This window comes from Pedobacter yonginensis (assembly GCF_003173595.1).
Classification (GTDB): Bacteria; Bacteroidota; Bacteroidia; order Sphingobacteriales; family Sphingobacteriaceae; genus Pedobacter; species Pedobacter yonginense.
In genome coordinates this window covers 922,638-936,067 of the sequence record NZ_QGNZ01000001.1, presented here as the reverse complement: position 1 = coordinate 936,067, position 13,430 = coordinate 922,638, and the positions used below count along the sequence as shown (strand labels likewise).

The 13,430-nt window shown below is 37.0% G+C and carries 12 protein-coding genes; 6 read left to right on the top strand and 6 right to left on the bottom strand.

Annotated elements, in window-relative coordinates; genetic code table 11:
- Positions 1 to 68 precede the first annotated feature (68 nt).
- Both DHW03_RS04085 and DHW03_RS04080 read right to left on the bottom strand, forming a co-directional pair.
- Positions 69 to 698: an AlbA family DNA-binding domain-containing protein gene (locus tag DHW03_RS04085; RefSeq protein ID WP_109924449.1), complete on the bottom strand. Its 630-nt coding sequence runs from the start codon at positions 696 to 698 to the stop codon at positions 69 to 71.
- Between the two features lie 9 nt (positions 699 to 707).
- Positions 708 to 1,193, bottom strand: a complete 486-nt coding sequence (locus tag DHW03_RS04080) for a DUF4442 domain-containing protein (RefSeq protein WP_109924448.1) — start codon at positions 1,191 to 1,193, stop codon at positions 708 to 710.
- 200 nt (positions 1,194 to 1,393) lie between these two features.
- Here DHW03_RS04080 and DHW03_RS04075 point away from each other — a divergent pair, with 200 nt between their 5' ends.
- The 5 genes from DHW03_RS04075 to DHW03_RS04055 all read left to right on the top strand — a co-directional run bounded on the left by DHW03_RS04075 (position 1,394) and on the right by DHW03_RS04055 (position 4,760).
- Positions 1,394 to 1,606, top strand: coding sequence for a coproporphyrinogen III oxidase (locus DHW03_RS04075; protein WP_109924447.1), 213 nt, complete (start codon positions 1,394 to 1,396; stop codon positions 1,604 to 1,606).
- 104 nt (positions 1,607 to 1,710) lie between these two features.
- On the top strand, positions 1,711 to 2,940 hold the full coding sequence (locus DHW03_RS04070) for an MFS transporter (protein WP_109924446.1): 1,230 nt from the start codon (positions 1,711 to 1,713) through the stop codon (positions 2,938 to 2,940).
- Positions 2,941 to 3,046: 106 nt separating this feature from the next.
- Positions 3,047 to 3,940, top strand: coding sequence for an oxygen-dependent coproporphyrinogen oxidase (gene hemF / locus DHW03_RS04065; RefSeq protein WP_109924445.1), 894 nt, complete (start codon positions 3,047 to 3,049; stop codon positions 3,938 to 3,940).
- Position 3,941: 1 nt separating this feature from the next.
- Positions 3,942 to 4,298 (top strand): hypothetical protein, encoded by a 357-nt coding sequence (locus DHW03_RS04060; protein ID WP_109924444.1) that lies wholly within the window; start codon positions 3,942 to 3,944, stop codon positions 4,296 to 4,298.
- A 204-nt stretch (positions 4,299 to 4,502) separates the two neighbouring features.
- Positions 4,503 to 4,760: a hypothetical protein gene (locus DHW03_RS04055; RefSeq protein WP_109924443.1), complete on the top strand. Its 258-nt coding sequence runs from the start codon at positions 4,503 to 4,505 to the stop codon at positions 4,758 to 4,760.
- A gap of 425 nt (positions 4,761 to 5,185) precedes the next feature.
- On the opposite strand, the gene DHW03_RS04050 is transcribed toward DHW03_RS04055, so the two are convergent.
- The 3 genes from DHW03_RS04050 to gyrA all read right to left on the bottom strand — a co-directional run bounded on the left by DHW03_RS04050 (position 5,186) and on the right by gyrA (position 10,148).
- Positions 5,186 to 6,331, bottom strand: coding sequence for a tetratricopeptide repeat protein (locus DHW03_RS04050; RefSeq protein ID WP_109924442.1), 1,146 nt, complete (start codon positions 6,329 to 6,331; stop codon positions 5,186 to 5,188).
- A 103-nt stretch (positions 6,332 to 6,434) separates the two neighbouring features.
- Positions 6,435 to 7,523: a tetratricopeptide repeat protein gene (locus DHW03_RS04045; protein WP_109924441.1), complete on the bottom strand. Its 1,089-nt coding sequence runs from the start codon at positions 7,521 to 7,523 to the stop codon at positions 6,435 to 6,437.
- Between the two features lie 30 nt (positions 7,524 to 7,553).
- On the bottom strand, positions 7,554 to 10,148 hold the full coding sequence (gene gyrA, locus DHW03_RS04040; protein WP_109924440.1) for a DNA gyrase subunit A: 2,595 nt from the start codon (positions 10,146 to 10,148) through the stop codon (positions 7,554 to 7,556).
- A gap of 444 nt (positions 10,149 to 10,592) precedes the next feature.
- Between gyrA and DHW03_RS04035 the strand changes: the two genes are divergently transcribed.
- Complete coding sequence (locus DHW03_RS04035) at positions 10,593 to 11,804, top strand: TCR/Tet family MFS transporter (RefSeq protein WP_109924439.1); 1,212 nt, start codon at positions 10,593 to 10,595, stop codon at positions 11,802 to 11,804.
- A gap of 40 nt (positions 11,805 to 11,844) precedes the next feature.
- Here the strand turns inward: DHW03_RS04035 and DHW03_RS04030 are convergent, their stop codons facing one another.
- Positions 11,845 to 13,197 carry a PhoH family protein gene (locus DHW03_RS04030; protein ID WP_109924438.1) on the bottom strand — a complete coding sequence of 451 codons (1,353 nt, stop codon included), beginning with the start codon at positions 13,195 to 13,197 and terminating at the stop codon, positions 11,845 to 11,847.
- Positions 13,198 to 13,430 lie beyond the last annotated feature (233 nt).

The following is a 13,430-nucleotide window of genomic DNA, read 5'->3' as shown; positions in this document are numbered from 1 at the left end:
AATTTTGCATCCCGCTTTATGAGGGCAAAAGTTTCCTACAATGGCACAAGAACGCTTTTAATAAGGAATTACTTAACAGCTGTGAAATATTCTTCCTTTTCAGAGGTATTGGACTTAATTACATTGGTTAGAATTAAACTCACCAAAACCTTCTGTGCTTTTCGGTAGGAGCTTCTTAATAACTTGCTGTATTCTTTCAAGGTAATTTTTCCATTTGCATCAAGATACTCCAACAGTTTTTTCTCATTATCTGAATAGGAGATGAGCACCCCATCGTTTTTGTATTCTTGTTTTAAAACATCTACAATTATTCTGCTTGCGAGCACGCTTTTATCATCAATACGAATATAAGCCCACCACTTTTTATTTTCATCCATGGCATAATGTGGCTTAATGTCGCTTTCAGGAATATTGACAACGAGAACGAGTTTATCATCCACGTAAACTTCCTCAAAATTTGGTTCTATAGCGGGCTTGCAAAACTGGTGCGCCGCGGTAAGAATCATGTATTTTTCTTCTTCTTCAGATTTTACCCCTTTAATCGAGCCATCATCTGCCACGCCAATCAATAATTTACCACCTTTATTATTAGCAAATGCAACCAAGCTTTTAGCGATCTTCTCTGTATTGGTAATGGTTTTTTTAAAATCTAACCGTACCCCTTCACCCTGCAAAATCAAATTCTTTATACTCGCCATATCATCAAATTAATAAGCAACACGAGGTTTTTCACCATGATGCAAATTTCTTACATACACCTCGTTCATTACAGTGGCACAAAGCTCACCTTCTGCATTGGTAATTTCCATTGGGTAAGCTTTAACAAATTTCCCAACCGTTTTTAAGACGTGTTCAGCTTCTGCTAACATTTCATCGTTTATATTAATGGTGAAATATAAGCTAGATCGCCCTGGTTTTAAGTATTGAATAGAGGCACTTTTCAACCAAACGCGAACTTTGAAACCTTGCCTTTGCAACAATTGATCAAATAATAATGCATAAAAAGGATCGGTAGCTGCATAAATTGTACCTCCAAATATAGAGCCATTATAGTTTTTGTTTAGGAAGCTTTTGCTTAATTTAACGGTACAACTCCTAAATTCTTTATCAAATTTTTGAACCCAAATGCGTTGAAAAAATAATGGGGGATAAAAACGCATAGCCCATTTAAGGGTGTTTGGTGATACGATCATAATTACTAATATCAGAAACATTTGCCATGTTTTAAAGTTTTTATGAGGGATGTTTATTAACATTGGTTGATGGCTGGCATGTTTGGGTAATTAATGGTTGTTATCAATGTTATTTTTAAATTGTTGCAGGAACAGATAAAAAAATTAAAACCAAAATGATAGCATGGTTGTTAGCTTTATAGATAACAATAAAAAAAACTATGAAAAAAATAATCTTAAGTCTTGCTTTTGCCGGCACCTTGATGGTAGCCACATCAGCATGCAATTCATCTAAAAACATGGCCGGCTCAACGGACAGTACTACGATGGATTCTACAACAATGGCTCCAGCGGACACAACAAAAATGACTACACCGACTGACACCAATACAAAGATGCCACCGGATACAACAAAGAAAATGCCTCCAATGTAGGCTAAAGGAGCTCCAGATTTTATTCTGGAGCTTTTTTTATTTAAGAACTATTTTTTTTATTTGGGGTTATTTGTACTTTCAGCAATTAAACCAGATATAAAATAATGAACCCCAACCCAGCAAACAATCGTAATATCATTTTTCTTGTCATCGTAGCTGCCCTTGGTTATTTTGTAGATATTTATGATCTTGTTTTATTCTCCGTTGTACGCGTTAAAAGCCTTACCGAAATTGGCGTATCAGCCAGCGATTTGAAAGCAGATGGAATATTCATCATCAATGTTCAAATGTTTGGTTTGTTGCTTGGTGGCTTGTTGTGGGGGATTTTAGGCGATAAAATGGGTAGAATTAAAGTACTATTCGGGTCCATTCTACTGTACTCTTTAGCTAATATTGCCAATGGTTTTGTAACCACAGTAAACAGCTATGCTTTAATTCGTTTCATTGCAGGTATAGGTTTGGCTGGGGAGTTAGGTGCAGGAATTACGCTGGTTACCGAAACCATGGATAAAGAAAAACGTGGCTACGGCACCATGATTGTTGCGGGGATTGGATTGCTTGGTGCTGCTGCTGCCGCAACCATTTCAGAAAATTTTAGTTGGCAAACATCTTATTTTGTTGGCGGAGGGATGGGCTTGATGCTGTTGTTATTGCGTGTTGGTACTTTCGAATCAGGATTGTTCAAACATGCAGCAAACCAGAAGCAAGTTTCGAAAGGAAATTTTTTCATGCTTTTTAGTAAGAAGGAAAGGCTATTAAAATATTTATACTGCATTCTTATTGGCATTCCATTATGGTTTGTTGTTGGTATTTTGGTTACGCTATGTCGCGAGTTTGGACAAGAACTACATGCAACAGAAACCCTCGATGCAGGTAAAGGAATCATGTTTACTTACTTTGGTATTGCCATTGGCGATGTGGTGACAGGTTTATTGGCTCAATTTCTAAAATCGCGCAGAAAAACCGTATTCACTTTTCACTGCCTTTCCGTGGTCAGCGTTGTGGTATATTTAACCAGCTATGGCTTATCTGGCTCAGCTTTCATCTGGATTTGCCTATTTATGGGCTTTTCAGTTGGGTATTGGGCAACCTTTGTAACCATCGCAGCAGAGCAATTTGGTACAAATATTCGTGCAACCGTTACTACAACTGCACCTAACTTCGTTCGTGGAGCACTCATTCCCATTAACTTACTATTTGGCTATTTGGCATCTAAATACAGTAATGTTACGGCGGGCTTTATCGTTATGGGTATTTTAACACTTATTGCTATGTTTGCCCTAAGCCAACTCAAAGAAAGTTTCAATAAAGATTTAGATTATCTAGAAGAATAAGATTTTGGGTTCTAAAATCAACTGTCAATCAAATGTACTTTCTAAACTTAAATCAGCTTTGCTTTGCGAATAGCTTTAAATTTGCAGAGCTTAAAACAGCAACACCATGTTCAAAGAAGAAGTAGCGGAGAAATATCAGCAAATCCAGGATGAAATTTGTAGAGGATTAGAAATAGCTGATGGAAAAGGAAAATTTGAGGAGGAACTTTGGGAGAGGGAAGGTGGAGGAGGCGGCCGTACCCGAATTATGCAAAATGGTGCAATTATAGAAAAGGGCGGTGTTAACTTTTCTGCTGTTTATGGAAAACTTCCCGAAGCCATAAAGAAGGCTTTTAACGTTGAGGAGGAAGATTTTTTTGCCACCGGTGTTTCCATTGTGATCCATCCAAATCATCCCTTAGTGCCAATCATCCACATGAATATTCGATATTTCGAATTAAACGAAGAAACCCGATGGTTTGGCGGGGGCATTGATTTAACGCCGCATTATGTTTTCGAAAATGATGCTCGGTTTTTCCATCACAAATTGAAACTTGCCTGCAACGAACATAGCGAAAGTTTTTATCCAAAATTTAAAGCCCATGCGGATGATTACTTTTACATCAAACATCGAAATGAAACCCGTGGAATAGGAGGGATCTTCTACGATCGCTTGAAACCTGAAAATACCGATTTATCTTGGCAACAAATTTTAGATTTTTCTGTAACCATAGGTCAGAGTTTTCTGCCAATTTATACGGAATTGATGGAGCGTAATCGGGATAAAGAATTCTCAGAGCTTCAGAAACAATGGCAATATCAGCGCCGAAGCAGATATGTTGAATTTAATTTGGTTTATGATTCAGGTACTAAATTCGGACTGGAAACCAACGGACGCATAGAATCTATTTTGATGAGTTTGCCACCTCAAGCAAACTGGGGCTATAATGTTCAGCCTGGGATGGATTCAGAAGAGTATAAAACATTACAATTGCTTAAAAAGGGGATTAACTGGGTTTAATATGGTAGCGCTGAACGAGAAAGAGCTTTTAATATTAGAGACATTGGTAGAGGGCAATGCCGAAAAATTTGGCTTTTTAAAATCACATTTTGAATCTCTTTATGTAGAATCCCGAAAAACTACTGGGACTAGCTTAACCATTACTTTCGGCTATTTGAAAAATTTCGATGATGAAGAATTTGTAAATGCTTTGATTAGTGCCGAACCTAAATTAATTTGCCCAAATTTAAAAAATGAATTAACCTATTGTTTGGATATTACAAATGGTAAAATGGATTTTCTTGAAGTTGCTACTAACGGAAATGAAATTTGGGACGGTGTTTTAGACAACTGCACTCTCGTTCAAGATAAAGTCTAATCGCAAATTCATTTGTTCAAATTACTGCACATTATTTCTCAAAATTTTCGTTAAAAATCTGATTTTTTATCAACATTTCTTGAAAAAAACACTCATATATAAAGTAACAGAATAAGTTGTGCTTTAAATTGTTGATATAAGTCAAAAAGCGACCGAAATGAACTTTTTTCTGTAGTATTAATGAGATTTATTTTAAGTTTGTGTATGGAAAAGTTAGAAAAAATTCAAATGCTCAATACTTTTTTAGCCCGAGTGAAACATCTTAGAGGATACGGAGATATGAATTCCTATAATTTGGTCAAAGAATTTAAATCTTTCGGTAAATTAACAGAAAATCCATTGCCATCAAATCAAGTTGATGATATTATTAATGAATTATCTTCACCAAGGACTTGGAATAATGGTAAGAATAACTTCATCCAGAATATTGAAACGTTCATCGATGATATTAAAGGAAAATAATTTAACAAGCTAACCAAATATAAAACCCATTAAAAGCGTAAAATATCTTACGCTTTTTTTGTGGTTAAGACTTTGATTAGAACAAGCCATACAATACAGGTTGAAGCTGAAAAATCGTCATTTCGAACGTAGTGGAGAAATCCTTGAAACAATGGTATTTCAACCCCCACCGCACGTGTCTGTACGTACCATTATTGGAACTATTTTATCGATTCCTGATGAAACGAGATAAGGCAAAGAACGGTGGGGAGAAATCTGTGAACGTTGCTAACGTAAAAGATCTCTCAATTCCGCTGCGCTGCATTCGAGATGACGGATTGCTGAAACTCCCTATTAAAATAGATATTGGAATTGTCTTATAATTAATATTATGTTAAGTTAGTATTTGATGCATTCCCCACCTCGCTGTAAAATCTCGGATTTTATTAAAATTCTTGGAGTTTTCTTTTTAGCTCTTGAACCTTATCTTGAGCATTTTTACGGGTGTAGATGTCGATTAGCAATTGAGCCGTTTTCTTATCGTTTGGATTAATCTCATTGGCTCTTTGCAAGGCAAATTGAGCTCTGTTGATTAACGCTGCATACTTAGAATTCTTATCTGCCTCATTCTTTTTTAAGGTTTCGTTAGCAGTGTTGATGTAAGCCAAACTTAATTGATAGAGCGCATCAAAATAATTCTGATCTGTTGCCAAGGCTTTATCGTAAGCTAAAATGGCTGTAGGATTATTTCCATTTACTTGTTGTAGGTAGCCGTAAAGAAAGTAAAGCAATTTGCTTCCTTTCTCCACCTTCAAATTGTTTTCTATCAATCCAGTAGCTTTTGAATAGTTTTCAGTATCCAATAGCAAATTGATATAATCGTTTGTTAAGGCATGATTGTAAGGATTTAACGCCAAACCATCTTCTAATATTTTGATTGCTGTTTCATTATCTAATTTGGAAACATACATTTGAGACAGTTTTTGATAAACCGACGGATTTCTAATTCCAAACTCTTGCGCTCTTTTGAAATACTTCACGGCTTCGTCATAAGACTGAATATTTAAGGCGCAAATTGCTGTATTGAGCGCCAAAGCGGTATCTGCTGGGAAACTATCACTCACTTCCCTTAAATCATCATAGGCTTCTTTGAATTCGTTGTTGAAATACGCAGATGTGCCCTTGTCTTGTTTTTTAATTAGGATATTATGATTTGAAGCTTTTATTAAACCTGAATTATCTTCATACTTATCTAATTCTTTTGCTTTTTTTACAGCCTCCAACGAAGTGTTGTAGTACTTGTCGGCATTATTTGGATCGGTATCAATTATAGATGCAAATGATGTGAGATAAGCCTTTATTGACCAGGTTTCTGACCAATTTTTTGTTTTCCTGTCATTCTCGGCAGATTCAATGGATTTTAACCCTTCAGTTATTATACCCAGTTGTTTTTTTTCATCCTCTTTGTTTGCTATTGAGGCTTGCAACTTCCCTACCGAATTGCGTGCAATCAGAATTTGGCTCTTTTGTGCCAACGCATTAAGGGTTGTAAACGATAAAATGATGAATGAAAGTGTGAAACGATTTTGCATAGGATAAATTTGAATCTTCTAGAATTAAAACTTACGGATTGTGTAAAAATAAACATAAAAAAAAGACCCCCGAAATTTCGAGGGCCTTTTTTATGATTTGCAATTATTGTTTAGGCAAGGCGTCTAAACGTTTTTTAACGTCATCGTAATTTTTGGTGTCATTTCTGAAAGCATAAATTGTTTTCAGTGTTTCTAAAGCAGCAGCACTTTTTGGATCAATTTCAAGTGCTTTTTTATAATAAGGAAGAGATTTATCCAGTAAACCATTCATTTTGGTGGTTACCTCGTTAAATTCTTTAACCTTTTTTGAATCGATTTTATTACGATCGCCTTGTAGCTTTAAGGCTTGAGAAAAATAAATGTTTCCTAAAAGCACTTGGTAATTTGGGTTATTTGGCTCTTTAACTGCAAGTGCATTAAGCATTTGCTCTGATTTAGCCGCATCGCCCCTATTGATGTAAATTTGTGTTTCTGTTTTTATAAATTCAGCATCATCTGGATATTTCGCAATCGCTTCTTTTAAAATCTCTAAACCTGCTGTTGTATCTTTCTGTTTAGATAAAGTAATGTCAATCAATTCACCGTACAATTCTTTTGATTGTGGCGAACCTAAAGAAATCACTTTCTTGAACTGCTTAATTGTGTTTGGGTAATCATTTAAAGTTCTGGCTGCAATACCAGCATTTAAGTACATTGCTGTATCCTGAGGATTAAGCACTGTAGATTGTACAAACTTCTCATAAGCTGCTTTATAGTCCTTTTTGTTGTAGGCAATTACTCCACCGTTTCTAACTGCATTAGCGATATTGGTTTCAGAAGTTGCGATGTTGTCTTTTTCACTACCTTTTGCATCTAATTTTTTTGCTTCAACAAGTGCATCTTGTGCGATCTTGATGTTAGCATCTGCATTAGCAAAGTTCACAGTATCTAAAACGGCAATTGATGAAGCCATCAACGCACGGTAAGACCAAGCATCAGGTAAAACTTTTGATTTTTCGTCAGCAATAGCTTTATCGGTATGGGCTAAGCCAGCTTTTAAAGCTTCTAATTTTTTATCCAAAGTTGTTGATGGATTAGAATTTGAAAACTGAAAAATTCCCCATGATTTTTTTGCCTCCGCAATCTCACTTTTCTGAGCAAATGCAAAGCTTACTACACCTGCTAAAATTATACTTAGAACTACTCTTTTCATAAAATTATTATTCTTTTCTTATTTATTGGATTAATTTTCGTCTTCCGTTTCAGTATCTGAATCGCCGTCTTCCTCTTCAGTTTCATCAGCATCAGCACTTGGGTCAGCTTCCAGTTCTTCACCATCCACCACCAATACGTCGGCTAAATCTACTGTTTCTTCTTCATCTTCCTCGTGGTCTATCTTAGTTACCGACGCAATTTCATCATCTCCTTTTAACGAGATTAAACGGACGCCTTGTGTTGCGCGTCCCATAACCCTTAATGCAGATACCGGAATTCTGATTACAATGCCTGATCGGTTAATAATCATCAAATCTTCGCTATCTGTAACGTCTTTAATGGAAACTAATTGTCCGGTTTTCTCGGTAACGTTAATGGTTTTTACGCCTTTTCCGCCACGGTTGGTTACCCGGTAATCTTCAATATCGGTACGTTTTCCATATCCCTTTTCTGATACAACTAACACCGTAACTTCAGGATTGTTTACAGCAATCATGCCAACAACTTCATCTTTATCGTGTGCAAGTCTTACCCCGCGTACACCTGTAGCCGTTCTACCCATCGGACGAACAGTGCTCTCATTGAAACGGATGGCTCTGCCTGAGCGTAAGGCCATTACAATTTCACTTTGTCCATTGGTTAAGCAGGCTTCCAATAAAACGTCACCTTCGTTAATGTTAATTGCGTTGATACCGTTAACACGTGGACGAGAATAAGATTCCAGAGAGGTCTTTTTAATGGTACCTTTTTTAGTACACATAATAATAAAGTTGTTCTCTAAATAATCTTGGTCTTTAAGGTTTTTAACTTTGATGTACGCCTTAATTTTTTCATCTTTCGGGATGTTGATGATGTTTTGAATGGCCCTTCCTTTACTTGTTCTTGATCCTTCCGGAATCTCATAAACCCTTAACCAGAAACATCTTCCTGCTTCGGTAAAGAACAACATATAATTGTGGTTAGTGGCCACGAGCATGTGTTCAATAAAATCTTCATTTCTTGAGTTACTGCCTTTTGATCCTTTTCCACCTCTACCCTGCGCTCTAAATTCTGTAGCTGGCGTACGTTTCACATAACCTTCATGCGAAATTGTAATTACTACTTCTTCATCATCGATAAAATCTTCCATGCTCATATCTTCTGCTGAATGAACAATGGTTGTACGTCTTTCATCACCAAATTTCTGGCGAATATCGGCCAATTCATCTTTGATAATTTGCATACGCAAACCTTCATCAGCTAGGATAGATTTCAAATGCTCAATGGTTTTCATCAATTCAGCATATTCTTCCTTAATTTTATCACGCTCTAGTCCTGTTAAACGACGAAGCGTCATATCCAAAATTGCACGTGCCTGAAGATCGCTCAAGCCGAACTTCTCCATCAATCCAACGCGGGCTTCTTCAGGAGTTTCTGATGCACGAATTAATTTAATTACCTCATCTAAATGATCTAAAGCAATTAAATAGCCTTCTAAAATGTGGGCACGCTTTTCAGCTTCAGCCAACTCATATTTGGTACGACGAACAATTACATCATGGCGGTGATCTACGAAATGCACAATTAAATCCTTCAGATTTAGCATTTGTGGACGACCTTTAACCAGTGCAATGTTATTTACACTGAAGGAAGTTTGTAAAGCGGTGTATTTGTATAAGTTGTTTAAAACGATTGATGCATTAGAATCACGCTTGATTTCGTAAACGATGCGGATTCCATCCTTATTTGATTCATCTTTGATGTTCGAAATGCCTTCCAGTTTTTTCTCACCCACTAATTCAGCTGTACGCTCAATCATTTGTGCTTTGTTAACTTGGTAAGGAATTTCAGTTACGATGATCACTTCGCGATCTTTAATGTTTTCGATTTCTGCCTTTGCGCGCATTACGATACGTCCACGGCCTGTTTCGAAAGCTTCTTTAACCCCTGTGTAACCATAAATAATACCACCTGTTGGAAAATCTGGAGCTTTTACAAACTTCATTAATTCCTCAATGGTAATATCTTTATTATCGATGTATCCTACAACGCCATCAATAACTTCGGTTAAGTTGTGTGGAGCCATATTAGTGGCCATACCAACGGCAATACCTGACGACCCATTAACCAGAAGGTTAGGGATTTTTGCTGGAAGGACAGTTGGTTCTTGTAGAGTATCATCAAAGTTTAACTGAAAATCTACAGTGTCTTTATTGATATCTGCAAGCATTTCCTCTGCTATTTTAGAGAAACGTGCCTCAGTATAACGCATTGCTGCCGGAGAGTCACCATCAATGTGACCAAAGTTACCCTGCCCATCTACCATTGGGTAACGTAAGCTCCAATCTTGAGCCATACGAACCATGGTAAAATATACGGAAGCATCACCATGGGGGTGATATTTACCTAAAACCTCGCCCACAATACGGGCTGATTTTTTGTGTGGTTTGTTGCTGGTTACGCCAAGATCGAGCATACCGTACAAAACACGGCGGTGTACTGGTTTCAATCCATCGCGTACATCAGGCAAAGCCCTGGATACGATTACCGACATTGAATAGTCAATGTAGGCCGATTTCATCTGCTCCTCTATATTAATTTGGATGATTTTGTCGTTTTGTTGATTTTCTAAATCTTCTGCCATAAATTATTATTCTCGTTATCAAAAACGATATTTCAAAAAGGTATTATTATAACCTTGCGAATTTAACAAAATTATGGCGGATTAAGGCATTGTGGAAAAGTTTTGGGCATTGATAATGGTTTTTGAATGCTAAAGTTTTTTACAATGTTAGAGGGGCTCCTAATTGGTTTTTCAATTAATTGATGGGATGCTAGTGCGACTGCTAGAAAGGGGTATTTGGAGGGAGCAATTTACGCCAGATAAAAAAAATTCGCGAATCTTGTTTTTCCTCCGAACACAATCTTTACCTCTGAGGGATAGAAGTGTTTTGAACATTGTATGAAAGGATGCTCTGCAACAGTACATTGAGACGATTTCTTAGAGCGGATATGTAACACAGGTTTTCAATTTACTACCATCATCCTAAAATAAAATTATATTTTTGTGTGCATATCTAAATACCCAATGGCTAAAGAAAGAAAATCAGCTATGATATTTATCATGGTAACGCTCTTGATAGATTTTACCGGTTTCGGAATCATTATTCCGGTTTTACCGAAGCTCATACAAGAATTTACAGGTGGAAGTTTAAGTGTTGCTGCCGATTACGGTGGCTACCTAATGGTTGCTTTTGCCTTGGCACAATTTATCTTCTCTCCAATAATGGGGGGCTTGAGCGATCAATATGGAAGGCGGCCGATATTGCTTTTTTCTTTGTTTGGATTAGGTATCGACTATATTTTTCTATCCTTTGCTCCATCAATTCTCTGGCTCTTTGTTGGAAGAATTATAGCTGGTGTTACCGGTGCAAGCTTTACCACCGCAATGGCTTATATAGCAGATATATCTGAGCCAGACAAGAAAGCCCAAAATTTTGGATTGGTTGGTGCGGCCTTCGGCGTCGGCTTTATCTTAGGTCCAGTAATTGGTGGCTTGTTTAGTACATTCGGACTGCGTGTTCCCTTCATGATTTCTGCAGGATTGGCATTGGTGAATTGGTTGTATGGATATTTCATATTGCCTGAATCATTGTCCAAGGAAAATCGTAGAAATTTTTCATGGAAGAGGGCTAATCCAATAGGTTCATTTTTAAATGCTTCTAAGTATCCTGCCATTTTGGGTTTGTTGGCTACGCTCCTATTGCTGTATATTGCTAGTCACTCGGTACAATCCAATTGGTCTTATTATGTAATCGAGAAATTCAAATGGGACTCTACCATGATCGGCTATTCGCTAGGCGTTGTGGGTTTAATGGTTGCACTTGTTCAGGGTGGCTTGATTAGAGTGATCATTCCCAAAATTGGAAATAGGAAGGCAATTTATTCAGGCTTAATTTTATATGTTATCGGTTTTGTTTGTTTTGCCTTTGCCTCAAGTGGTTTTTTGATGATGGTTTTTATCATCCCGTATTGTTTGGCAGGAATTGGTGGCCCAGCCATGCAGAGCATTATTTCTAATCAGGTTCCAGAAAATGCACAGGGAGAAATTCAAGGCATTACCACAAGCTTGCAAAGTTTAGCAGCCATCATCGGGCCATGGGTTGCGTCGCACATTTTTGTCTATTTTATTCAGAACGGTACACCTTTATATTTTCCGGGGGCACCATTTATTTTTAGTGCATTTTTAACCTTGATTGGTTTATTTATTGCGATTAGGGCATTGAGGAAATATCATTAAAGGCGATTATTTATTCAAGAATAGTCTTTAATCTCAAAATCTATAGCAGCTCGTTAGCTAAGTTGGCGAGTTCGCTTCTTTCCCCTTTATGCAATGTAATGTGCGCATACAGTGGGTGGTTTTTCGCGTTTTCGATTAAGTAAGATAATCCATTACTTTCCGAATCTAAGTAAGGCGTATCAATTTGATAAATATCTCCTGTGAAAACAACTTTAGTGTGTTCTCCAGCTCTTGAAATAATGGTTTTAACCTCGTGAGGTGTTAAATTCTGCGCCTCATCAACAATAAAGAAAATTTTGGTTAAAGTTCTACCCCGAATAAATGCGAGTGGTGCAATGGCTATTTTTTCAGTTGAGATTAGTTCATCAATCTTTGCTGACATTTTATCATCGCCTATAAATTGTTCTTTGATGAAACGAAGATTATCCCATATGGGCGCCATAAATGGATCTGTTTTTGATTTTGCGTCGCCAGGTAAAAAGCCAATATCCTTGTTGCTGAGTGAAACGATTGGTCGCGTTACGTAAATCTGTCTGAAATTTTTTCGCTGTTCTAATGCACTGGCTAAGGCCAAAAGTGTCTTTCCTGTACCTGCATTTCCCTGTATGCTTACCAACTTAATATCTGGATTTAAGAGTGCATTGATGGCAAAGGCCTGCTCTATGTTTTTTGGTTTAATGTTAAAGATCGCGTCAGAAGAAACTGATGAAAGGGTTTTTTGGCTATGGTTGTAAAATACGTTAGCAAGCTTACGTTTGTTTTTTAATATATAGAAATGATTGCCGTTTTTGGTGGGTAATTCAATATCAACGGTGCCAATAGTTTGGTTTTTCTTGATGTTATCGATGATGGTTTCTGAAAAGTTACTGATTGCGGTTTTACCTGCGTAAAGTTCATCAACGTTCTTTATTTTGCCTGTTTCGTAATCTTCTGCGTTTAGGTTTAGTGCTTTGGCCTTTAGTCTTAAACAAATGTCTTTTGATACCAGAACAACCCGCTTATCGGGATTTTCTTCTTGCAAACTCAAGGCAGCATTTAATATTTTATGATCGGTTTTGCCTCTTCCATATACTTCTTCTGCATCAATGCTTAAGGGGTTCTCATTTAAAACGACCTTAAACTTTCCAGAATTCGAACCTTTCAAGGCAATCCAATCGCTAATTAACTGATGCTTTGATGTTTCATCTATTAGGCGGATGAAACTTCGAGCTTCAAAATTGCGGGTGTCGTTACCACTTTTAAAATTATCCAGCTCTTCTAAAACCTGAATAGGAATGGCCACGTCATGCTCTTTGAAATTGTGGATTGCTTCGTGGTCGTACAAAATAACCGAAGTATCGATAACGAAGATTTTCTTTGATGGAATGGTGATTGTTTTACCTTTCTTGGCCATAAGGTAAATTTAGGATTTCTTTAATTAAATCTGTAAGCGGATTATGGATAAAAAAGCGAATTCTGAAAACCATTTAGCACGTTCTGAATTTTCGGGCATAAAAAAACGGGGTTCTTCTTCTTGCGATTTAGTTCCCCGTTTTTACTTCAAAAACAACCTTGGTCGTATTTTAAAGCATCTAATCTTTGTAACTTTGATTTTTCCGATGTCGTTAGGTTCTAAAACTTTTGCGA